The organism is Cloacibacterium sp. Arc13, assembly GCF_041431305.1.
Taxonomy (GTDB): Bacteria; Bacteroidota; Bacteroidia; order Flavobacteriales; family Weeksellaceae; genus Cloacibacterium; species Cloacibacterium caeni_B.
Genome location: NZ_JASMRM010000004.1, coordinates 146,322 through 167,705, shown reverse-complemented (window position 1 = coordinate 167,705; position 21,384 = coordinate 146,322). Strand labels below are relative to the sequence as shown.

Annotated in this window: 25 protein-coding genes; 6 read left to right on the top strand and 19 right to left on the bottom strand. The window is 31.4% G+C overall.

What is annotated here, in order from left to right; all coding sequences use genetic code 11:
- Positions 1-113 precede the first annotated feature (113 nt).
- Together QO190_RS05320 and QO190_RS05315 are read right to left on the bottom strand one after the other, a co-directional pair.
- A complete protein-coding gene (locus QO190_RS05320) occupies positions 114-821 on the bottom strand; it encodes a DUF6624 domain-containing protein (RefSeq protein ID WP_371461646.1) in 708 nt (235 codons plus the stop codon).
- Between the two features lie 6 nt (positions 822-827).
- Positions 828-1,628: a GLPGLI family protein gene (locus tag QO190_RS05315; RefSeq protein ID WP_371461645.1), complete on the bottom strand. Its 801-nt coding sequence runs from the start codon at positions 1,626-1,628 to the stop codon at positions 828-830.
- 698 nt (positions 1,629-2,326) lie between these two features.
- Here QO190_RS05315 and QO190_RS05310 point away from each other — a divergent pair.
- Positions 2,327-2,866, top strand: coding sequence for a transposase (locus tag QO190_RS05310; protein WP_371461644.1), 540 nt, complete (start codon positions 2,327-2,329; stop codon positions 2,864-2,866).
- A gap of 169 nt (positions 2,867-3,035) precedes the next feature.
- On the opposite strand, the gene QO190_RS05305 is transcribed toward QO190_RS05310, so the two are convergent.
- The 16 genes from QO190_RS05305 to QO190_RS05230 all read right to left on the bottom strand — a co-directional run bounded on the left by QO190_RS05305 (position 3,036) and on the right by QO190_RS05230 (position 14,745).
- Positions 3,036-3,863 carry a PRTRC system ThiF family protein gene (locus QO190_RS05305; protein ID WP_371461643.1) on the bottom strand — a complete coding sequence of 276 codons (828 nt, stop codon included), beginning with the start codon at positions 3,861-3,863 and terminating at the stop codon, positions 3,036-3,038.
- Complete coding sequence (locus QO190_RS05300; protein ID WP_371461642.1) at positions 3,860-4,582, bottom strand: PRTRC system protein B; 723 nt, start codon at positions 4,580-4,582, stop codon at positions 3,860-3,862. Before QO190_RS05300 ends, QO190_RS05305 begins: the two co-directional genes overlap by 4 nt.
- 11 nt (positions 4,583-4,593) lie before the next feature.
- Positions 4,594-5,781, bottom strand: a complete 1,188-nt coding sequence (locus tag QO190_RS05295; RefSeq protein WP_371461641.1) for a hypothetical protein — start codon at positions 5,779-5,781, stop codon at positions 4,594-4,596.
- A 94-nt stretch (positions 5,782-5,875) separates the two neighbouring features.
- Positions 5,876-6,094 carry a PRTRC system protein C gene (locus QO190_RS05290; protein ID WP_371461640.1) on the bottom strand — a complete coding sequence of 73 codons (219 nt, stop codon included), beginning with the start codon at positions 6,092-6,094 and terminating at the stop codon, positions 5,876-5,878.
- Positions 6,095-6,162: 68 nt separating this feature from the next.
- A complete protein-coding gene (locus QO190_RS05285) occupies positions 6,163-6,678 on the bottom strand; it encodes a PRTRC system protein E (RefSeq protein WP_371461638.1) in 516 nt (171 codons plus the stop codon).
- A 4-nt stretch (positions 6,679-6,682) separates the two neighbouring features.
- Complete coding sequence (locus QO190_RS05280; RefSeq protein ID WP_235130494.1) at positions 6,683-6,886, bottom strand: hypothetical protein; 204 nt, start codon at positions 6,884-6,886, stop codon at positions 6,683-6,685.
- 31 nt (positions 6,887-6,917) lie between these two features.
- Positions 6,918-7,409, bottom strand: a complete 492-nt coding sequence (locus tag QO190_RS05275; RefSeq protein ID WP_371461637.1) for a hypothetical protein — start codon at positions 7,407-7,409, stop codon at positions 6,918-6,920.
- The gene (locus QO190_RS05270) at positions 7,393-7,638 is read right to left on the bottom strand and encodes an addiction module toxin RelE (RefSeq protein WP_371461636.1); all 246 of its coding nucleotides are present in this window, start codon (positions 7,636-7,638) and stop codon (positions 7,393-7,395) included. The genes QO190_RS05275 and QO190_RS05270 overlap by 17 nt, the downstream gene beginning before the upstream one ends.
- Before the next feature lie 18 nt (positions 7,639-7,656).
- Complete coding sequence (locus tag QO190_RS05265) at positions 7,657-8,061, bottom strand: single-stranded DNA-binding protein (RefSeq protein ID WP_371461635.1); 405 nt, start codon at positions 8,059-8,061, stop codon at positions 7,657-7,659.
- 572 nt (positions 8,062-8,633) lie between these two features.
- Entirely contained in the window at positions 8,634-9,473 is an 840-nt protein-coding gene (locus tag QO190_RS05260) for a toprim domain-containing protein (RefSeq protein ID WP_371461634.1), read from the bottom strand.
- Between the two features lie 418 nt (positions 9,474-9,891).
- A complete protein-coding gene (locus tag QO190_RS05255; RefSeq protein ID WP_371461633.1) occupies positions 9,892-11,025 on the bottom strand; it encodes a hypothetical protein in 1,134 nt (377 codons plus the stop codon).
- A gap of 44 nt (positions 11,026-11,069) precedes the next feature.
- On the bottom strand, positions 11,070-11,813 hold the full coding sequence (locus tag QO190_RS05250) for a transcriptional regulator (RefSeq protein ID WP_371461632.1): 744 nt from the start codon (positions 11,811-11,813) through the stop codon (positions 11,070-11,072).
- A gap of 1 nt (position 11,814) precedes the next feature.
- Positions 11,815-12,066 (bottom strand): DUF3853 family protein, encoded by a 252-nt coding sequence (locus QO190_RS05245; protein WP_371461631.1) that lies wholly within the window; start codon positions 12,064-12,066, stop codon positions 11,815-11,817.
- A 37-nt stretch (positions 12,067-12,103) separates the two neighbouring features.
- Positions 12,104-12,388, bottom strand: coding sequence for a helix-turn-helix domain-containing protein (locus QO190_RS05240; protein WP_371461630.1), 285 nt, complete (start codon positions 12,386-12,388; stop codon positions 12,104-12,106).
- 88 nt (positions 12,389-12,476) lie between these two features.
- Positions 12,477-13,388, bottom strand: a complete 912-nt coding sequence (locus QO190_RS05235) for a hypothetical protein (RefSeq protein WP_371461629.1) — start codon at positions 13,386-13,388, stop codon at positions 12,477-12,479.
- A gap of 139 nt (positions 13,389-13,527) precedes the next feature.
- Positions 13,528-14,745 (bottom strand): tyrosine-type recombinase/integrase, encoded by a 1,218-nt coding sequence (locus QO190_RS05230; RefSeq protein WP_371461628.1) that lies wholly within the window; start codon positions 14,743-14,745, stop codon positions 13,528-13,530.
- Positions 14,746-15,036: 291 nt separating this feature from the next.
- On the opposite strand from QO190_RS05230, the gene QO190_RS05225 reads away from it, so the two are divergent.
- The 5 genes from QO190_RS05225 (at position 15,037) to argH (ending at position 20,806) form a co-directional block, all read left to right on the top strand.
- The gene (locus tag QO190_RS05225) at positions 15,037-16,173 is read left to right on the top strand and encodes an aspartate aminotransferase family protein (RefSeq protein WP_371461694.1); all 1,137 of its coding nucleotides are present in this window, start codon (positions 15,037-15,039) and stop codon (positions 16,171-16,173) included.
- 190 nt (positions 16,174-16,363) lie between these two features.
- A complete protein-coding gene (locus QO190_RS05220; protein WP_371461695.1) occupies positions 16,364-17,305 on the top strand; it encodes an acetylornithine carbamoyltransferase in 942 nt (313 codons plus the stop codon).
- A 325-nt stretch (positions 17,306-17,630) separates the two neighbouring features.
- Complete coding sequence (gene argB, locus QO190_RS05215; RefSeq protein ID WP_371461697.1) at positions 17,631-18,434, top strand: acetylglutamate kinase; 804 nt, start codon at positions 17,631-17,633, stop codon at positions 18,432-18,434.
- Positions 18,412-19,494: a M20 family metallo-hydrolase gene (locus tag QO190_RS05210; protein ID WP_371461699.1), complete on the top strand. Its 1,083-nt coding sequence runs from the start codon at positions 18,412-18,414 to the stop codon at positions 19,492-19,494. The genes argB and QO190_RS05210 overlap by 23 nt, the downstream gene beginning before the upstream one ends.
- A 1-nt stretch (position 19,495) precedes the next feature.
- The gene (gene argH, locus QO190_RS05205; RefSeq protein ID WP_371461701.1) at positions 19,496-20,806 is read left to right on the top strand and encodes an argininosuccinate lyase; all 1,311 of its coding nucleotides are present in this window, start codon (positions 19,496-19,498) and stop codon (positions 20,804-20,806) included.
- Between the two features lie 46 nt (positions 20,807-20,852).
- Here the strand turns inward: argH and QO190_RS05200 are convergent, their stop codons facing one another.
- On the bottom strand, positions 20,853-21,380 hold the full coding sequence (locus QO190_RS05200) for an Lrp/AsnC family transcriptional regulator (protein WP_069796819.1): 528 nt from the start codon (positions 21,378-21,380) through the stop codon (positions 20,853-20,855).
- Positions 21,381-21,384 lie beyond the last annotated feature (4 nt).

The window sequence follows — 21,384 nt, the reverse complement described above, 5'->3', positions numbered from 1 at the left end:
ATTAAATGTAAAGCTAAATGTAAAATAGGTATTTAGGCTGTTTCTATTTTTAATAATTTTTATTTAGGACAGTATTGTATGTAAATATACTAATACATATTAAATAAAAAAAATTATTTTTCACAAAAATCAATTTTTTCAAGATTTTCAAATGTATAAGGTATGTATTTAATTCCAAATCTTTCTGCGTTTTGTTCTACAGTAGTATCAAATCCCGCTCTCTTTCTTCTTTTGTTTACATTCAAATGATTTTTAATTGGTAACACATATATTACAAATTTTTCTTGCCCACTACATTGAATTGATTTTCCAAATAATTGTGTTCCATATATTTGAGATTTACCTTCAGAAACAAGTTTTCTATCTATCATCATTGCTACATATTTAAAAGGTAATTCCTTTCTTTTTCCAGCCTCTCTTATCAAATCAAAATATTCTGAAATTTTATTAGAATGTTGAATAACATAAAAAACAGCTGTGTTTTCAGGCTCTCCAACTAAAGATTTCCCTGGGTATCCAAATATTTTAATTATTTTTTCTACCTCTTTTAAGTTCTCTTTGTCTATATCATTTATAATTCCCCATTTATTATGATCTATTTTTTCCTTTGTAATATTGAGTTCCTGAAGTATTTCGGTTTTTCTTTTATCTGTTGTTTCTGTATCAAAATATTCTCTATATATCTGATCATAATAGAGTATATTTTTTAATTTATTTTTTAATTCTATATTATAATGATTAGAGATGGCATTTGATTTACAACTATTCAACATTTGCATAACAAAAAACAAAATAAAAAACAATAAAATTCTAATTTTCATAAACTTTTACTTAGCGTCATAATCAACTTTGTTTTCAATTTCAATTGGGTTATTGAATCTTTTTAGTTTCTTTCTTTCTTTTTCATCAGCATCTCTAAAATCAATTTCTATTTTATTTCCGCTTTTATCCACCCAATTTGACGTACTACGAATGTCTCTTGAAGGATCAGAATAATAATTTTTTTGAAGTTTTTTTAAGTCTTCCCAATTTATTTTTATTTGGCTTTTTCTTTCAGGAATATTCTTTTTCCCTATTTTTTTTATTTCTATTAAATCAAAACTATAATCTCCTTTATCATCAATTATCGAAATAATTAACCCAGGTAAATTTCTAAAAACATAAGGGCCGTCAAATATTGGGATGCTTTCTGTATACCAAGCCGTCCAATTTCTACCACCATAAAAAATAGTTGCCTTTTTGCAATCAAACTCGCCAAATGTTCTTTTATCATTTAACAGCTTCCATTTAAGTGGGTTCTTGATTTCTAAATAATATTTATTATATACCTGAATAAAATGCTTTTTAAATTCTTTTTTGCTATAATCTTTAGTAAAATAAAGATTGTCAACAATATTTGTATCGTAAGAATTCAATTGCACATTTAAAGATTCTAACGAATCTCTTTTTTTATCTTCTTCGGTACGAAAAATTGATTTCTTTTTTATGACTTCTAAACTCATATACTTGACAATTATAGAATCCTTATTAGGGTCAGGCTTAACACCAACCTTATAAACAAATTCATTGTTTTGAGCATTAATACAAGTAAAAATCAACAATAAAACGGTTGATAAGAGATTTTTCATATAAAAAAATTTAATATAAACAAAGATAAGAAAAAAAATCATTGAAATCTATTTAAGCCAATGTAATCTTAATAATTTTTTTTGACTTTTTATAATAATAAGATAATCAACTAATTAAGTGTTTTTAAAATTTCATTCGTATTATAAAATTAAATTTGGATTTATTATTCATTCATGGCGTTAGTTATACACCTTAACAATTTTCGCTTGAAAATTTATTATTACTATTTGCAAAAAATAACCACGTTTTCTGGCGTGGTTTAATTTTAAATGACCAATGTAGTAACTCACTAAAAATCAATCACCGTATCCTACACATCATCAATATCTTTGATAATGAAGTTTGCTTGGTAATTGTCACCGAATATTTAGCCTTCCCGATTTTCGCTCGAAAATACGACAAGAGAGATAAAAATTTAACCACGCTTTTGGGCGTGGTTTTTGTTTTCCATAAATAAAAAAAGAAAATTTTCCTAAAAAATAGTTATATCCACATTTTTTTCGACGTTAAATAATTCATATTTTTGAAATGAATAAACTACCAAATGCTTTAATCTCATTTATACTTAGTCTTCATTAATTTGTACAAGATTTTAGACTTATTATAACTGATGTAGCTTTTAAATTCTGTGATTTCCCAAAATTTCTGTAATAATTTAATTGTATATTTGAGTACCTAATTAATACATTAAAACAAAATGAAGAAATTATTAATATTATCAGCGCTTTCAATCACAACACTAGGATTCAGCCAAACCAATTATGAAGGTCTTAAAAAAGAAAATGAAGCTCTTCACTCAACGAATAAAATTTTGACTTCAGAAAATGACTACCTGAAAAAAATAGTTGAAATTAATAAAGCAATTTTAGAAACAGAGAAAGATAACTCTTCGTTTAAAATAACAAAAGTAATTGGAAACAAAGCCGAAAAAACGATTGCAATTACCTTTCTTGTAGAAGCAAAGGATGAAAATAAAAAAATGACAATTGAGGATATTTCTATTGTTGATATAGAAGGAAAAGAATATGAAATTGATTTTTACAAATCCAGCAGACCATATCCTGAATTGGATTTAAAAACACCAATCAAATTAACTTTTTCTTTTAAAAATATGGAAAATGAACCTCTTTTCATAAAACTGTTTAGGTTCAAGATTACTGCACAGCCTAAAAGAAACTTATTTGAAAATACAAAATCAAATCTAGAATTTAAAGATTTGAAAGTTAATTGGAATTAATTTTTCCCTAAAAAATTATCACTAAAAACCCCACAACCTCTTTTCAAAAACACATAAGCAACAGAAAGGAATGTTTTAGAAATGTGGTTGCTCCTATTTCTGCAAAAATGAGTTTCCGACCAAAGGGAGGAATTGCATTTTTGCCGCCCAAATTTGCATTGGGCAACTTTTACAGTTTTATGGGTTGAGATTGAAAATTTTTCAAATTAAGAAAAAATCCTCTATTTTCAGTCAAGCCGTTTCGGAATAAGCTCCACAAGAGCGAACTTCCCATTTGTGCTAGAGTAGAATTAATAAACAAATCTTGCTTTTCTAGCGCTTCTGCTAAACTACAACTTGGCGTATTATCTTCCGCTTCCGAAATCTTTAAAAGTTCTTCAAATTCTTCGGTAATAAAAGGAAGGTTTTCCACTGTTTCATATTTCTCGGAATTAGGTTGTCTGATATTTCCGATAGTAGAAAGTAAAACCTGTCCTGTAAATTGACTGTTTCCAAAATCCATCCAATATTTGCATTGATTTCTGTAATAGCCTTTATCTATTCTCAATTCATTTAAAATTTCAGCAATCTCAAAACGAGATTTTACGCTATCCACACAAGAAATATAAATTTCTGATTTCATGTTGCTTTGTAATTTTCCTAAATCGTCTTTCTCAAATTTTTGGATTTCAGCCTTCCAATTTGTTCCAAAAAATCTGTTGGCTCGGTTAATTAATGCTACGGATTTATACAATCCCAATTCACTTTCTGCAAAAAGTTGTCTGCCTAAATTCGCTTCGGAAATTACATCATCATCCCAAAGCCTAACAGATAAACCTGCATGATTGAGTTCCGCTAAAGCGTAGTTCATTCTTGCCAATGCAGTTAGAACCTGCGAACCTGTTCCACCAGCTCCAATTAAATTAACAGTAATGGGATTGGTTGGATTAATTAGAGCATTGTCCGTAAAATGAACTTTGGTTTTGACTTCTTGATTTATGATTAATTCTTTGTTCATTTTAGTAGATTTTTTAAAGTTGTGTTTGCTTTTTTTAAGGCTTCTTTCGGAAATGGTTTTTCTGTATTGATAAGGCTTTTCCAAAGATTTACACAATTTCCGTTGATAGGATTATGCTCAATCATCAAATGGCTGAAATAAGAATTGAAAAAATAGTCTTCCCATTTTTTTGTAAATTCTTCCAAAGAATTTGAGTTTTGTATATTTACATCTACCGTTCCCATACAAACATTTCCATCTTCATACACATTAAAAAACGGAGCATAAAAAAGTTCTGATTTTTCAGTTGGTCTTCGGTTGTTCGTAAGAGCAAAAATTTTAAGACTTCGTTTATTTGCCAACCACAACATTGCAGGTACTTCTGCCATTCCGTTTGGAATTTCTAAATTTTCGGTAAAATAGAGTTGTCTTTTCATTGATTTCGTGAACCATAAAACCACACCATTTTCACTTGGATTGATTTGTAGAATATTCGTAGATAAAATACCTTTTGGCTTTAGAAAATCTTGACTTTTTTCCTTTTGGGTATTAGTGGTAAGAGCTTTAACTAATTCTTTTGCTTCTCGTTCTGTCAGAGGATGGGCATTGATAGGATTTCCGTTTTTATCCATATCAAAATGCTCTACATAAGTATCTTTGCTTCCTTGATTGTTTTGGTAAAAAACTAATGCGTTTGTTGGGTGGTAGAGTGTTCCAAAATCTTGGATAATATCTTTCATCTTCTATTTATTTAAAAGTTGTTCAAAATGTAAATGAGTTCTTCAATCACTGGAAACAATCGGTTTTCAAAATCGAGATTGTTATTTGTAATGTTTCTTCCATCAAATGTTTTTATAACTATTGGTTCTTCCATTGTGGTACATTCCTGTAAGTCGGAGTTTACTGCCTCAAAAAGCGTTTGGAATAGTAATCCTTTTCCTTTGGCACAAAAAGAAATGTATTTATCTATTGATACGGTTGTCTCTATTTCGTATTCATAATCTTCTTCTGTATTTTGTTGCAGATTTTGGTAAATGGTAGCATTTGGATATTGCTCATAAAGAGAAAATACTTTTCTCGCCAACATAAAACAATCATTATCAAATCTATCTTTGGCTTTAAAGTTTTTTAAATGGTCTTTAAATCGTATTAAATTATATTGATTGTAAATCTTTTGCTCCATAAAATCGCCGATATGTTCCGCTTGTTTGATTTCTGATAAATGAATCTGCTTTTCTTCGTTTTCATCATCAGAAGTAATCCATTCCGTTACCATTTCGTACATCCAAAACAAGTAACTGTCCTGTTTTCGATAATAGGAAACTTTGGCAATATGATACAGATAAGAACAAACTGATTGTAAAAGTTGTACGACTTGTTTTCGTTTCGGATTTTTATATAATTGGTACAACGGAACTATCGGGATATAATATAAAATTGCACCTGTGTTGTAGCGTTCCTCACTTACAAAGTAAGTTTTTCCTTTTTCTTCTATCAATCGGATTTCTTCCCAATCCCTTACTTTATTTTTCAGTTGTTTTTGAATGTCATCTAAAGCCAATGCAATATTGTAAGGATAACCCAAATGTCTTGTTGTCATTGTATTCAATCTATAATGTACCGCCATTTGAGAAAAGGATTGATAAAAATCGCTTTCTAATTTGGTATTTTTCCTTTGAATTTGAGTTAAATTTTGTTCGTCTGATGCCAATTTTTGAGCATTATTTTCTTTTAATTTTGGAAGAAAAGTACATTTTAGAAAACCATTGGTAATTGATTTATCGGAACTGATTTCAGTTGGTCTTTCCGAATTTCCGAAGCGTTTTTGTCCTGCTTCATCCAATCTGCAAATTCTCCCAACTGTTGATGCAGTTGTTTTTGCTTTTGTTTTTCGGGTGTTTTTACTTTTCCCGAGATTATGTTTCGTTGCATATTTCATAAATGATGTTTTTTGGTTGTCAGTTGTTGGTTGATGGTTGTCAGTATTTAGTTTGTAATTCTATCAACCGACAACTATTAACCAACTACTAATTTTATCCCTTTGTTCCCATTACACTTTCAAATTTGTACCGAACAGTATCTTCTTTGATTTGTGGTGCGGAAACTTTTGCGGTAGTTAAAATTGGATAGGTGTTGGCGTAAAAATTCATTACGGCTTCCACGCTCCATTTTGGTTCAGGGTCGGGTAATTTTATTTCCTGTCCGTTGTCTTTGAGTATAAAAACTCTTTCTAGTTGAGTTGCGATTAACATTTTTTTTAGTATTTGGTAGTCAGTATTTAGTAATTTTCTTGATTTTCAGCCATATTATCAGATGAATTTTAGGTAAAAAGACTTGGAGCAAAATGTCGCTCATATTCGTCCTGTTTCTTGCGTATTGTTTCGGCAAAGTCGGGAAACTCTGTAATTTTAGGCAGTGCAGACCACGCTTCTTTGTATTTGCCCTCTTTTTCTAATTCTTCGGCTTTCTGTAAGGCTTCATTGTACTTTTTCTCTTTGGCTTCCTTTTCTTTTTTCTCTCTGTCGGATTTTTCTTTTTCCATAGCGGATTTCTTTTTGGCTTCTTCGAGTTGTTTCATGAAACTTTCCATATCTACCATCAATCCCGATGCAGTTTGTAATGGTATAGAAATAGTTTCAAAAAAACCATTGTCTAATTCTTCTGCTGTACCTCGAAGATTGAGTGGCGGAATGAGTTTTCTCGCTTCGTCTCCACACTGCTCGTTATTAAGCAATACGGAAAGGACAAAACTATTTTCTGTGGTTGCTCTGAATGTGATTTGCAAATCGCCTGTAAGATTCATATTGGCGAGTTGTCTGAAAAAATTGGTTTGCATAATTTTAAATTTTTGATTTTTCTTTTTTTTGGGATTTTATTTTAAGTAGTTTTTCATATAAATCCGTCCAATATTGATTGAGTTTTTTGTCTAATTTTGAAAAACCTTTGTTTTCGTGTTCGTATCTTTTGTATCTTCTAGTTATTTGAATTGCTTCATTGAGATTAGTAATTTCAATTGTACACCCATTTAAGTCTTTAATTTTCATAATTTATAGTTTGTAATTTTTACTGTTTTTATCATACTAAAATTTGACTTTGAATTTTTTTAATTTTCCTTTTCAGTAAGATTTCTAAAATTTCATAATCACTTTCGTAGTTTTCTTCCTCAAAAGAGTAAGTGTCTGTCTCTTCGTGATAATCATATTGTTCAAAGTCTTCCTCTTCTAAATAGATTTCCGTGAGTTCGTTGTTTGAATAGACTGCAACACCATATATTTGATTGCCAATTTCTTCATAATTGTAAATAGAATCTACTTTATAATGTTCGGCTATCTGTAATAATATTTCGGTGTTGGGAGACCATCTTGTTTGGTAATTGAAGATACAGCCACCATCTTCCAACAAAATATCAAAAAAATAACCTCTATTTTTATCCGAAACAAATTCGGGAAGTTGTCCGCAGTTTTCTTCATTCTCACGGATTTGCATTTTTCTAAACTCTAATCTCACTTGTTCTAAAGCGATTTCGTTTCCCTCAAAAGCAACCGAATTGCTACACCAATTTGCCATAATTTCTAATTTTTAAAGGTTTTGTTTGTTCATAAATGTATGTTCCGCTTGTTTTGAAGGGTTCTTTTCCCTCTGTTAATCGGATTTCAGAATTGAATGTCTTGGAAAGATTTCTAGCATAGCGTATTGCAGTAGTCCTATTACAATAGGTTTGATAATACACCTCAATATCTTCCCATTCTCTTTTATCGTTTCGGTGTCTTAACTGAAAATTAAATTGTGCTTCCATAATTTTTTTAAGATGGAGTTAAAATGGTAAATCGTCATCAGTTTCATCTGAAAAAGGATTGCTACTGTTGTTTTGTGGGCTTACTGTAGGTTCGTTATTGAACTCAGATTTTTGCTTTCCACCGTGCAATTTGATGTTTGAAGTATGGAAGTTCAGTCCAGACTTTATTTCTCCGTCTTTTCCTATCCACGCACTACTGCTTATTCTGCCTGATAATTCCACTAAAGTTCCTTTGATAAGATATTCAGCTATTTTGGCATTTATCCAATAAGAACAGTTGTAATAAGTGGTTTGCTCTTTACGTTCGCCTTGTTTGGTTTTGTAACTGTCATTAATGGCTACTGAAAAGTTCACGACTTTTTTGTCGTTTTTTAAGATGTTGATTTTAGCGTTTTGGGTAATTCTACCTACGATAGTGTTCATAATATTTCGTTTTAATTGTTAATTTTTAGTTGATTTTGTCTGTTATTGGTTTAAATTTCGAGTGAATTGATTTGGTATCGAGGACACTCGGCTTTTCTTTTTCTATTTTTATTCTTTTTAAATTTTACTGATTGGAAAAACAGTATTTTTCGTTATTTTTTTGATTTTTCTAATAATGTTAAAGAGCAACTGCTATTGAATTGATTCGTACAACTGAGGTTCCGGCTTTTTCTTTGCCGATGATCATAGGACTGCATCAGGCACACAAAACCCGATTCAATTCCCGTAATTGCTTACAAGTTTTGAATCGGGCTTGAAATCTTTTTGTCCGAAGGATTTAGGAGTGTCCGGAAAAATTATTGGAACTCGTGGAAAGAATTTTTGTAGAAACCCAAAAAGATTTTTTTGAGTGAATGATGCTGTCCTACATTTGCAAACGTAAAAGCCTAACCAGAGTCGGAAGTAATAATACAATGATATTTGACAATGAAAAACTCAAAAAACATTAAAACATAAGGTTTTCTTTGATTGAATTATTTTAATGTCTTAAAATGTTTATAAGTAAAGATATTTTATAAGTTTTCTTTTGAGCAAAACCATTCATTCAAATCCTTAAAACCTTGATAAATCAGCGAACAATCTTCCAAATTTTTATAATGATTCTGAATTTTTGATTTAACAAACCCTCCATTGGAATCATTATCAAGAAACATAGAAATTTTATTATACTTTTTCAACGTTTCTTCAACTTTATAAAACATTGCAGTAGAGTTTAGAATCAGATAATCTGAATTAGAATTCTCTTTCTTTTCCAAATTCTTGTAAGTCAAATAATCAAAAAAACCTTCAAAAATGCAAATTTCACTGCTTTGATTTTCAACCAAAGTCACATCTTTTTTACCTAAACAGATTTTGGAATATTTATTTCGGATTTCAACTCCTCCAGAATTATTGAAAAACCCAATTCCGAAATACTTTTTACCATTCAACTCGTATTCAATTTCTTTTACCAAATCTTTTTGTTCATACACTTTTCGGAATTTTAAATACTGAATTAATGCAGGATGCTGAATTTCGCACACGTTGAGAATTTTATATTCTTTTTGTTGCTTTGTCTCTTCATTTTGAAACTTTTTTTGAACGGGAAAATCAAGTTTCTCTAAATATTTCAACGCTTCAGAAACAGAACATTGATTCATCTGTTGAACAATCGAAATCACATCATAACTTTTCCCTGTTCCAAAATCAAACGCTTTGTTTTTGACGAAATCAACGGATAAACTCGGAATTTTTTCTTCTCTGTCGAGCGCAAAATAAAAAGCTGTCTTTCTGTTTTCTTTGACTGGGAAAAGATTGAATGATTCCAAAACCATCCTTATACTTATTTTTTCTTTTGCTTCTTCACAATTCATTTTTTTTCTTTTTTAAAGCAAATTTTTTATCCACATTTTCCTTTTAAATAAAAAAAGACTTTTTAATTACTTTTATAATACTTTTAATAAAGCACCGAATCGACTTGTTTAAAAGGGTTTGAGCCACTTTTTCGGTGAGTGCAATTCCGAATTCTAGTGAGTGCAATTCCGAATGTTGAGTGAGTGCAATTCCGAAAACTACCCTTATTAATGGTGAGTGCAATTCCGAATTCAATTTTTAGTCTCTTGGTTAAATTCATAGTTATCCACAATTTTTGATGCTTTTTTACATTTTTTATTCGTTTTAAATTTTTGAGTGAGTGCAATTCCGAATTTTCAATCTGAAAATCGATAATTTTAACATTTCTTTAACTTTAGTGAGTGCAATTCCGAATTTTTGGTGAGTGCAATTCCGAAATCAGACAATAATTGGGTAACCTTTTGGAAGCAGTTCTCCCATTTTTGTACGCTGATATATTTGAATAATTAGGCTTTGAATCTCATTTAAAAATTCCTTTCCTTGAAAAACAGTCGACTTTACTTTTTTTAATCGGTTTATTCTGATAAATTCTTTGAACGCTTTTTCTATCAAATCTCTAGTTTGGGGAATATTTCTGTACTGATGAGAAAATTGCAGCATTTCATTTTCCTGTAAACCATACCTTTTTTTGAAATAGATTAATCTTCGGGTAATCCTTTTACTTTGGGCAATATTCGTTCCGCTTGATTCAAATGGAAGCTCTCTAGTATAGACAGCAGATTTGTTTTCAAATATCGTTCTAGTCAAAAAAGGAATAATGAAAATTGAATCTTTGTTGTAGGTATAATTGAACGAAAGCGTATTGAATGTATTCAAACTGATTCTTGCGGGTTTTAAAAATTTGAAACAAAAATCCTTGGTCGTTTTGTAGTTCAATCCAAACTTTTTATTGAGTGTAGAAAGCTTCAAAACCGTTCCGTTTTCAGGTAATTTTGAAAGCCAAATTGCAAAAATAATATGCTTGTTGTTTCGTACATTGTACACTAAATTATACAAAACATAGTTGTATTCTGGGATAACTAATAATTTTTTTAGCCAATAACTGCTGACTAAAAATGTAGTGTAACCTCTCTTGTCATAACAGGGTGTAGAAATGAGTCCACCGAAAGTTTTAATTTCTTTGCCTTTGGAATTAACCGATTTATACCAACCCATCTTAAATCTGGCAAGAAACTCATAAGCATCAATTACCTGTTTGGTAGATCCGCTTGGAGAAATTTTGCTGTTTTTAATTTTGATGGAAGCAAAAATGTTGTTATCGGTTTCAAATTCTTCATCGAAAAGAGAAAGTTGTTTCGGTCTGTCTTGTGGTCGGAACTGTTCGTTACTGATGATAGAAATAATATTAAAAATCACACGAAGCGCATTAATCGGAATATCCGCGGCTTCGGAATCATCAAAAATAAAATCGTCCACAAAACGGTTTCCGATGCGGATTTTGTCAATATTTCTTTCGTTTTTATTTTCAAAACCTTTACGGATAAGCCGTAAATCTTTTTCCGAAACAGTCATAGTTTATTTCGTTTTTAAATAAATTTAATTTTGATGATTTTACCTTAAGATTCAGGACGTTTTATTTTTGGAATGTCTTGTAACGAAAGGGAATTTTCCTCACTTTTATTTATCAAATAAGGCAAAGTACTTTTTAGTGTAGATTTCCAATTACTGATGGGGCGATTGGAGGTGTTTTTCCAATCATTATTTATCCAAACTTCATATTTTTCGCTGATACTCAATTCTAATTCCAGTTCATAGCCTTCCAATGATTTTGCATATTCCATAAACTCATCCAAAGAAGGAATTTTGGAATTTTTAAGGTTTTGTTGTTCTAATTCTAGCTTTTGCTTTTGTGATGATTCTGAAGATGCTTTTACATCACTATTAATTTCAATTTCTTTTATTGCCTCAACTGAATTTTGTGCAGATAGAATACTTTCAAATATTTCTAAAACTTCTCTATTTTGATCTTTTTCAACAATTGTACTTTCTTCATTTCTGATTGATTTTTTAGATTCAATTTCAAAGGAATAATTCAACAGCAATCGGTAATGACAAGGAAGTCCATTTTTGGATTGAAATTGAATTAAACCTAAATTTTTGAGTTTCTCTTTTGTTGACTTTATCGTTTTTCTGGTTAATCCCAGTTCTCTTCCCAATTCAACATCAGAAATTTTGAAATCGTAGCGGTCATTTTCATAGCCCATTTTCAGCAAATAGAAATACAATAATATTTCTGTAGGACTAATTTTTGCCGTTTTATTAAAATCCCAAAACCGCTCTATCAATTCAAGGTAGTACATCTTATTTTTTTGCAAAAAGTTGCAACGCTTTTTCTTTATCAATGATAATGATATTCCCATTTTGAATAATGGCTTCATCTAATATTCCCGAAGATTTTATTTCAGAGGCTTTAGAAACAGAACAACCGAGAATTTTTGCCAAACCTTTCAGTCCGTATTCATATTTGCTTTCCAAGTTAATTTTTTGGGAAATTTCCAAAAATTCTTCAACGGTCAGATTACAAATCGGTGTTTGTGGGTTTATATTTTTCATAGAATTGATGAATTTGATGGGAAATACAATTGTTTAATTACCATTTTTTTGAAAAGGATTTATTATAGTATTCATCCATCGTTTTTTCTACATCAGAAAGTTTGTAATAGATTTTGTTTCCAACTTGTGAAAAAGATATTTTGCCTTCATCACGCCAGGTTTGGGCAGTTCTCCGAGAGATCTTTAGCATTTTGATCAATTCTTCGTTATCCAAAAATACTTCCTGCTTTGGTAAATTTTTTAAGTTGATTTTGTGGTGAATGTCATCGATTTTTGACATTAAAGCATCGAATTGCTCTTTTGAGAGAATAATTGCTTCCATTTTTTTTGGTTGTTTAATAATTATGGAGCAAAATTGAGCATAAGAAAAAAGTCCCAAAGTCCTAAAAAGGTCTTACAGGACAATTTATTTAAAGCATTTTATCTAAATCTATTCTTTTATGCGCTTTAGGACGTTTGTCTGATTTGGAAGGAGTGAGAATCGTTCGCACTGTATCAGGACTAATTTTTCTGCCTTCTTTATCTACGAAGTTATTACAAATTAATGCCACAAAATCGTTAGTATTGGCATCCAGAAATGGTTTGCCTTCGATAAATAACTCTCGGTTCAACTGAAAAAACACATCAACCAACTGATTCATATTACAATAAACTCTAATTTGATTTCCTGAAATCACATTTTGCGAAATTGTAGATGTTACCACAGTTTTTAATTGTTCTTGCAATTTTTTCATTTCAAAAAGATGCTCTATTTCTTTATCACATTGTTTATCAAAATCGGGCAAATTTTTATTGACAAAATCTATGTTTGATTGCTGATAATTATACTTTTCATTGGTCAATAATATAATTTTCTCCTCAAAAACCTCTAATTGATTCAGTTTTTCTCTTAGTTCCTTGAAACTAAAATATCGGTCTTCACTTTCTGCGTTAATTTGCTTTTTATTTAGTCTCGTAGGACTTTCTTGTGTTTCATCACAAATTAAATTGAGCCTTTTCAATTCGATACAGGTTTGAAACTTTATATGTCTGCTCTCATTACTTCCTTTTTGAAAGAGTTTTTCATTAACAACAATGAGTTTTTCAAATGTGTTCAGCCAGTCAATTGGATTTTTGGCAATACTGCAATGGTGTTTAATGAAGTTTTGGATTTGAGAATAGTGCAATTGAAATATTTTATTGATAAGTGCTTGGCAATAAGACTGTAAATTTTCTTCTGTGTTTTTTTCTATGTCAAATAAATGGTTAAAAGCATCTGTAACTTTTACAGACGTAAACTCCATGAAAGGAGCCGTTTCCAAAAGTGGATAATGTGAAATCATAATAAGTTTTCTTTTATCATCTCAAATTTTGTGCTCTAAGTATTTTTTTGACTATAACTCATAATAAGACATTGAAAAAAGAAGAATGTTTTCCATAAGAATAACACTCTTCTTTTTTGCTTTATTTATATTCTAGAGATTAATACACAAACTTGTCCATCGAAGCATCAAGTTCTGTATTGATTACTTTTGCATAAATCTCGGTTACACGAATGCTCGAATGATCCATGACTTTTGAAACGTGTTCAATACGCATTCCATTATTCAATGCATTTGTAGCAAATGTATGTCTGCTCATATGGAAGGAAAGTCCTTTGTTTAAATCAATTTTTTGAGAAATGTATGATAGTGATTTATTGATATTACGAGAAATTCTTTCAATTTCTGAAATGGCATAATGTTCATTTTTCAAAAATTTCTCTTCATTTTTTACTAAAGAAAAAACGAAGCTTTCATCGGTGCTGTTTTCATTTTTGTGTTTTTTGAGAACTTCTAAAGCTGGTTGGACTAGTTTGAAGCTATGCAAGTTCCCTGTTTTTCGGATAACTTTTGATAATTTGGAATCTTCAAAATTAATGTGTTTCCATTGCAAAGAAATCACATCACCCATCCTAAGTCCACCTGCATAAATGCAAAAAACAAACATATCTCGGAATTTTGACATTAAACTTCCTTCTTCTAATTCTGCATTTTTCAGCAGTTCAATTTCTTCTTTTTGGAGAAATTTTATTCTTGCAGAATCTTTTTTGGTCTTGATTTTATTGAAAGGATACAGATTTAGAGGGACCATGTCTTCTGCAATGGCATCATTGTAGAATTTCATCAGGCTTCTTATATTGGTTTGTACCGTATTGTTTTTGTTTTTTAAAGTAGAATAGCAATAGGTAATGTAGTCGTTCAGCAAGACGGTAGTAAGGTCTTCAAAATAGAATTCTTTTTCACCTACATATTTTTTAAACTTCTCTAGGTGAGCCTGATATTTACGTTGTGTTAAAATGGAAACTGAACCTTTGATTTTTTCTAATCTTTTAAAGGCATAATCAAAAAACAATGCAGATTCTTTCCCTTTGATTGCTTCTTTTAGCTTCTTGGCAGAAACTGACTCATTTTTCCTTGAAACATCAGCGACCTGACCTTCCGCATCGGCAATAATTTGAGACAAATAGGCATTTAATCTTGCACTATTCGGATGGTTTTTCTTTACTTTTTGCTTTGCTTCGTCCCATTCTGAAGGCTTTAATTTCTGACCTGTCGTGAGAAATTTTGCTTTTCGGTCTTTTATAAGTCTAATGTAAAGTGGACAATGTCCTGTTTGGGATTCTTGTGCTGTTCTCAGAACTAATTTTACTGATGCCATAATGTTGTATATTTTTAGGTTTTATATTCCCTTTGCAAAACAGTGCAAAGCAAAGAAACCCTTTAAATAGAAGGTTTCGCAAAGGGAAGCAACCTGATACAAAAGTACAACAAGCAGTTCAACAAACTCTTAATTTGGATGCTTTCGGATTCGTTAGTTTTCTTATCTTAAAATTGTAAAACCCACTGAAACAAGCACTTTGAAGCAATCAAATGAAATATTGGAAAATAGTAATATCTTTGACAAAGTTTTTTAAAATCGTAAATCAAACATCGTAAATCATAAATAAAAATGAAACTTTTTGATGTATATCCTTTAATAGACGTAACTCCAGCAAAAGCTGAGGGAAGCTATTTTTGGGACGAAAACGGAACAGAGTATCTAGATTTATATGGCGGTCACGCCGTGATTTCCATTGGACATTCTCATCCAACTTATCTAAAATACATTACGGAACAACTCAATAATATCGGTTTTTATTCCAATTATGTAAAAATTCCGATTCAAAATCAAGTAGCTGAACAACTGACCAAGTTGTCTGGTTATAACGATTATACACTTTTCCTTTGCAATTCTGGTGCTGAAGCCAATGAAAATGCCATAAAATTGGCTTCTTTCCACACCGGAAAAAAGAAAATTATTTATTTTTCAGGAGCTTTCCACGGAAGAACTGCGGCTGCTGTAGCTTGTACAGACAATCCGAAAATTGTAGCGCCTGTCAATCAATCTGAGAATTTCGTAAAACTTCCTTTCAATGATTTGGATGCTTTAGAAAATGAATTCAAAACCAATTCAGATATTGCTGGAGTGATTGTGGAAGGAATTCAAGGAGTTGGTGGTGTTCAAATTCCAACTACCGAATTTTTACAGAAAATTCAACAATTGTGTGATGAGAATAATGCAGTTTTCATCGCAGACGAAATTCAATCTGGTTTCGGAAGAAGTGGTAAATTTTTCGCTCATCAACACGCTGGTGTAACTCCTGATATTATTGCTATGGCAAAAGGAATGGGAAATGGTTTTCCTGTTGCGGGAATTTTAATTTCACCTAAATTCAAAGCTTCGTACGGTTTGCTCGGAACTACTTTTGGAGGAAATTTCTTGGCTTGTGCTGCTACTAAAGCAGTTTTAGATGTTATTGAAGAAGAAAATCTATTACAAAATGCTCAAGAAGTGGGAGATTACTTGGTTTCTTTGCTTCAAAATCAAAAAAATATCAAAGAAATTCGTTATCAAGGTTTGATGATTGGGATTGATTTGGCTTTTCCTTGCAACGAAGTAAGAAATAGATTGGTTAAAGAATACAAAATGTTGACAGGTAATGCTTCTACACCAAATACTTTGAGAGTTTTACCTGCTTTAAATGTGAAAAAAGAAGACGTGAAGAAATTTGCAGATGCTTTAATCCAAATTTTAAAAGAAGATTAGAATTTTAGATTTACGATTTTGGATTGACAATTTTTTGATATTAAATTTCATTAAATCTGTGAAAATCTGTGTAATCTGTGTAATCTGTGGGAAACCATAAACACAAAGCTTAGCGAAGCATTTATGCCTTTGCTTTCTTAAAATAAAACATAAATAAATATTAAACCTTTGCGTTTAAAATAAATATAAAATGAAACAATTTCTATCTATAAATGACGTAGAAAATCTTGAAAACTTAATTCAAGACGCTTTAGAATACAAGAAAAATCCTTTGAAGGACGAGAATTTAGCTAAAGGAAAAACACTAGGCTTAATCTTTATGAATTCTAGCCTCAGAACAAGGATGAGCACTCAAAAAGCGGCTGAAAATCTAGGTTTTAAAGTGATGACTTTCAATGCTGGACAAGATTTTTGGGCTTGGGAAACTGAAGATGGAGCTGTGATGAATGGTACTACAGTTGAACACATAAAAGATGCGGCTACGGTTATCGGACAGTATTGTGATGTTGTGGCAATCAGATGTTTTGCAGATTTAAAAAATAAAAAATCAGACACCGAAGAAAAGATTTTAACGCTTTTCCAAAAGTATCTCAATAAACCATTGATTTCTATGGAAGCGGCTACCAGACATCCTTTGCAGAGTTTGGCAGACACCATTACCATTAAAGAACAATGGAAAGAAACCAGAAAACCGAAAGTAGTTTTAACTTGGGGACCTCACATTAAGCCAATTCCACACGCTGTTGCCAATTCTTTCGCAGAATGGATGAATGCGCAAGATGTGGATTTTGTGATTACGCATCCTGAAGGTTTAGATTTAGACCCAGCTTTTGTTGGCGATGCTCAAGTGACTAATAATCAAAAAGAAGCGTTGAAAGATGCTGATTTTGTGTATATTAAAAACTGGAGTTCATTTAATGATTACGGAAAAGTTGCAGAAGGTTATGATGATTGGATGCTAACTGAAGAAAAAATGAAAATCACCAATAACGGAAGACCAATGCATTGTTTACCGGTTCGTAGAAATGTTGAGGTTAGCGAGGAGGTTTTGGATTCTGAACAATCATTGATTTTTGAACAATCATACAACAGATTGTTCGCTGCACAAGCAGTTTTGAAAAATATTTTGTAATGTTTTTCTCGCTGATAAAGCAGATTTGGCAGATTAATATAATTGTAAATATATCAGCTCAATCAGCTCAATCTGCGAGAGAAAGACAAGAATCACAAGTTTTTCTTTTTTTGTAAGGTATTTATGAGCCTCGAAGTGGCGACATATTATTAAAATTAAAAACATATCAGCTCAATCAGCTCAATCTGCGAGAGAAAGACAAGAATTACAAGTTTTTCTTTTTTTTGTAAGGTATTTATGAGCCACGAAGTAGCGACATATTATTAAAATTAAAAACATATCAGCTTAATCAGCAAAATCTGCGAGATAATAAAAAATAATAGAAGTGCAAAAACAAGAAGTATACATCATCAAAATTGGTGGAAACGTAATAGACCATCCCGAAAAGTTAGATGCTTTTTTGAAGGATTTTTCGGAAATTCAAAAACCTAAAATTCTGGTTCATGGTGGTGGTAAATTGGCAACCAAACTAGCTGAAAAATTAGAAATTCCACAGGAGTTTTTTGAAGGCAGAAGAATTACCAATCAGGAGACCAGAGATGTTGCGGTGATGGTTTATGCAGGTTTAATCAATAAAAATATTGTGGCTACTTTGCAAAAAAATGGTTTGAATTCCATCGGTTTTTCTGGAGCTGATGCCAATATAATTCCAGCACACAAAAGACCTGTGAAAAAGGTAGATTTTGGTTGGGTAGGAGATATAGAAACTGAAAAAATTAATGCTTCATTTTTAGAAAAAGTAATTTCTGAAAATATTTGTCCGGTTTTTTGTGCCATTACACACGATGGAAACGGTAATTTGCTCAATACGAATGCAGATACCATTGCATCGAGTTTGGCAGTTGCTTTATCAACAAATTTTAAAGTAAATTTAGCATATTGTTTTGAGAAAAATGGAGTTTTAGAGAATGTAGAAGATGAAAATTCAGTCATTGCTAAAATAACACCCGAAACTTATATTCAACTCAAAGAAAAAAATATTGTGAATGACGGAATGATTCCGAAAATCGACAATGCTTTTGAAGCGATAGAAAAAGGAGTAAAATCAGTATTTATTGTAAAAGAAACTTTTTTGAAGAAACTAATTAACGAAAACGATAGAACGAGTGGAACAGAAATCACCCAATAATTTTTTAGAACTTGGCGATAATGCTGTAGAATTGCTCAAACAGTTGATCTCTATCCCTTCTTTCAGTAAAGAAGAAGATAAATCGGCTGATTTAATTGAGGAATATCTTCAGGGAAAAGGGGTGAAAACTCATCGTCAACAAAACAATGTTTGGGTTTTCAACCAAAATTTTTCCCCAGAAAAACCAACCATTCTTCTCAATTCTCATCATGATACGGTAAGACCTAATTCTGGCTACACCTTAGATCCGTTTACACCGATTGTAAAAGATGGTAAACTTTACGGTTTGGGTAGTAATGATGCTGGTGGAGCCTTGGTTTCTTTAATGGCGACTTTTCTTTATTTTTATAAATCTGATGATTTAAAATACAATATCGTTTATGCAGCAACTGCAGAAGAAGAAAATTCTGGTTTAGATGGAGTAGAATCTGTACTTCCACATTTTGGGAATTTAGAATTTGCAATTGTTGGTGAGCCTACAGAAATGCAGATGGCGATTGCTGAAAAAGGCTTAATGGTAGTAGATTGCGAGGCTTCGGGAACTTCTTCTCACGCAGCGCATCCTAATGATGATAATGCCATTTACAACGCAATTAAGGACATAGAATGGATTAAAAATTATCAGTTTCCCAAAAAATCTGATGCTTTAGGCGACGTGAAAATGACGGTAAGTGTTATCAATGCAGGGAAATTGCACAATATGGTGCCCAACACTTGCAGTTTTACTATAGATGTAAGGACCACAGACCAATACACCAATCGTGAAGTTTTAGAAATTATTCAACAAAATATAAAAAGTAAGGCTGTAGCAAGAGGATTTAGATTAAATTCTTCCTCTATTTCTGTGGAGCATCCTATTGTGAAAGCAGGTTTAGAATTGGGCAGGACTACTTATGGTTCGCCTACCACTTCAGATCAAGCTGTAATTCCTTATCCATCACTTAAAATGGGGCCGGGTTTGTCGGCGCGTTCGCACAGCAGTGACGAGTTTATTTATGTAGATGAAATTTATGAAGGCATAAAAATTTACATTCAATTATTATCAAAAATTGTATTTTAAAATGAGCAAAAAACTTTGGCAAAAAAATAATTTATCTGAAAATCAGCATGCTGCTTTGGTAGAAAAATTTACCATTGGTAGAGATGCTGAATTTGATTTGCAACTCGCAAAATACGATGTTTTGGGAAACAAGGCACACGTGAAAATGCTCGCAACCATCGGTTTGATTGAAGAATCTGAATTGCCAAAAATTTTAGAAGAATTAGATCATATTGCACTTCAAATAGAAGAAGGAAAATTTGTCATCGAAGAAGGAATAGAAGATGTACATTCACAAATCGAATTTCAACTGACGCAGAAATTGGGTGATATTGGTAAAAAAATTCATTCTGCGCGTTCTAGAAATGACCAAGTTTTGGTTGATATTAAGCTTTTCCTCAAAAATGAAATTCTAGAAATTAAAGATTTGGTGAAAAATCTTTTCCAGACTTTACAAAAGTTAAGTAACGAACATCAAGATAAACTCATTCCGGGTTATACGCATTTTCAAATTGCGATGCCTTCCTCTTTTGGACTGTGGTTTGGAGCTTATGCAGAAGCGTTGATAGATGATTTAGAAATGCTTTTGGCTGCGTATAAAATCACCAATAAAAATCCTTTAGGTTCTGGCGCTGGTTATGGTTCTTCGTTCCCGATTAATCGTACTTTAACTACAGAATTACTGGAATTTGAGACGCTAAATTACAATGTAGTTTATGCGCAAATGACGCGCGGAAAGTCTGAAAAAACTTTGGCAACTGCTATTGCTGCTATTGCACATACTTTGAGCAAATTAGCCTATGATGTGTGTTTGTATATGAATCAGAATTTTGGATTTATCACATTTCCAGATACTTTTACTACAGGAAGCAGCATTATGCCACATAAAAAAAACCCAGATATTTTTGAATTAATTCGTGGTAAATGTAATATTTTGCAAGGTGTTCCTACGGAATTAACATTGTTGACCAATAATTTACCTTCTGGTTATCACCGAGAAATGCAATTGACCAAAGAAGTGCTTTTCCCTGCAATTAATACCATTAAAGATTGTCTTTACATCACAGAATATACCTTGAATCACATTCAAGTAAAAGATAATATTTTGGAAGACGAAAAGTATCAATATCTTTTTAGTGTTGAGAATGTAAATGATTTAGTTTTGAATGGAGTTTCATTCCGTGATGCTTATGTGCAAGTTGGTCAAAGTATTGAAAATCAGAATTTTGAACCGAATAAAAACTTAAATCATACGCACGAAGGAAGCATCGGAAATCTTTGCAACGAAGAAATTAAAGAAGAATTCTCAAAAGTTTTTGAGAAATTTAAATAGGATGGAGTGGAATAATTGAATTAAAAAAGCTTTAAACTGAATGGGTTTAAAGCTTATTTTTTTTAGACGAATTTTTCTCATTTTCCATATCCAGTTGATGTTCTTTTTCTAAGAGTTTATAGGTGTTTTCTCTTTTAATTTCGTTCAGAACAATACTGCTGTGGTATTGGTAAATATTTGGAGTGTTGGCTAATACATTGGTAATGAAATTGTTATAGGTGTCAATGTTATTGGTGGCGATTTTCAGCATATAATCATAAGTTCCAGACAAACTAAGCACTTCTTGAACTTCATCATACTGTCTAATTTCTTGCTCAAATTCATCTAGCGATTGCTTCGATTGATTTCTAATCGTCACGTTACAATAAGCCACTAAATCGATGCCTATTTTCTTACGATTGAGAATGGCTGCATATTTTTCTATAAAACCATTTTTTTCTAAATACTTAATTCTGTCGTAAGTTGGGGTAAAAGATAAGCCAATTTTCTCTCCGATTTCTTTTACCGAATAGTTAGAATTTCTTTGAAGCAAATCTAATATTTGTAAATCTTTTTGATCTAAATTTTGACTCATTAGT

What these genes read in the sequence shown, in the direction of transcription:
- QO190_RS05320 (WP_371461646.1), bottom strand. Translation starts at nt 821, where the DNA reads ATGAAAATTAGAATTTTATTGTTTTTTATTTTGTTTTTTGTTATGCAA.
- QO190_RS05315 (WP_371461645.1), bottom strand. Translation starts at nt 1,628, where the DNA reads ATGAAAAATCTCTTATCAACCGTTTTATTGTTGATTTTTACTTGTATT.
- QO190_RS05310 (WP_371461644.1), top strand. Translation starts at nt 2,327, where the DNA reads ATGAAGAAATTATTAATATTATCAGCGCTTTCAATCACAACACTAGGA.
- QO190_RS05305 (WP_371461643.1), bottom strand. Translation starts at nt 3,863, where the DNA reads ATGAACAAAGAATTAATCATAAATCAAGAAGTCAAAACCAAAGTTCAT.
- QO190_RS05300 (WP_371461642.1), bottom strand. Translation starts at nt 4,582, where the DNA reads ATGAAAGATATTATCCAAGATTTTGGAACACTCTACCACCCAACAAAC.
- QO190_RS05295 (WP_371461641.1), bottom strand. Translation starts at nt 5,781, where the DNA reads ATGAAATATGCAACGAAACATAATCTCGGGAAAAGTAAAAACACCCGA.
- QO190_RS05290 (WP_371461640.1), bottom strand. Translation starts at nt 6,094, where the DNA reads ATGTTAATCGCAACTCAACTAGAAAGAGTTTTTATACTCAAAGACAAC.
- QO190_RS05285 (WP_371461638.1), bottom strand. Translation starts at nt 6,678, where the DNA reads ATGCAAACCAATTTTTTCAGACAACTCGCCAATATGAATCTTACAGGC.
- QO190_RS05280 (WP_235130494.1), bottom strand. Translation starts at nt 6,886, where the DNA reads ATGAAAATTAAAGACTTAAATGGGTGTACAATTGAAATTACTAATCTC.
- QO190_RS05275 (WP_371461637.1), bottom strand. Translation starts at nt 7,409, where the DNA reads ATGGCAAATTGGTGTAGCAATTCGGTTGCTTTTGAGGGAAACGAAATC.
- QO190_RS05270 (WP_371461636.1), bottom strand. Translation starts at nt 7,638, where the DNA reads ATGGAAGCACAATTTAATTTTCAGTTAAGACACCGAAACGATAAAAGA.
- QO190_RS05265 (WP_371461635.1), bottom strand. Translation starts at nt 8,061, where the DNA reads ATGAACACTATCGTAGGTAGAATTACCCAAAACGCTAAAATCAACATC.
- QO190_RS05260 (WP_371461634.1), bottom strand. Translation starts at nt 9,473, where the DNA reads ATGAATTGTGAAGAAGCAAAAGAAAAAATAAGTATAAGGATGGTTTTG.
- QO190_RS05255 (WP_371461633.1), bottom strand. Translation starts at nt 11,025, where the DNA reads ATGACTGTTTCGGAAAAAGATTTACGGCTTATCCGTAAAGGTTTTGAA.
- QO190_RS05250 (WP_371461632.1), bottom strand. Translation starts at nt 11,813, where the DNA reads ATGTACTACCTTGAATTGATAGAGCGGTTTTGGGATTTTAATAAAACG.
- QO190_RS05245 (WP_371461631.1), bottom strand. Translation starts at nt 12,066, where the DNA reads ATGAAAAATATAAACCCACAAACACCGATTTGTAATCTGACCGTTGAA.
- QO190_RS05240 (WP_371461630.1), bottom strand. Translation starts at nt 12,388, where the DNA reads ATGGAAGCAATTATTCTCTCAAAAGAGCAATTCGATGCTTTAATGTCA.
- QO190_RS05235 (WP_371461629.1), bottom strand. Translation starts at nt 13,388, where the DNA reads ATGATTTCACATTATCCACTTTTGGAAACGGCTCCTTTCATGGAGTTT.
- QO190_RS05230 (WP_371461628.1), bottom strand. Translation starts at nt 14,745, where the DNA reads ATGGCATCAGTAAAATTAGTTCTGAGAACAGCACAAGAATCCCAAACA.
- QO190_RS05225 (WP_371461694.1), top strand. Translation starts at nt 15,037, where the DNA reads ATGAAACTTTTTGATGTATATCCTTTAATAGACGTAACTCCAGCAAAA.
- QO190_RS05220 (WP_371461695.1), top strand. Translation starts at nt 16,364, where the DNA reads ATGAAACAATTTCTATCTATAAATGACGTAGAAAATCTTGAAAACTTA.
- argH (WP_371461701.1), top strand. Translation starts at nt 19,496, where the DNA reads ATGAGCAAAAAACTTTGGCAAAAAAATAATTTATCTGAAAATCAGCAT.
- QO190_RS05200 (WP_069796819.1), bottom strand. Translation starts at nt 21,380, where the DNA reads ATGAGTCAAAATTTAGATCAAAAAGATTTACAAATATTAGATTTGCTT.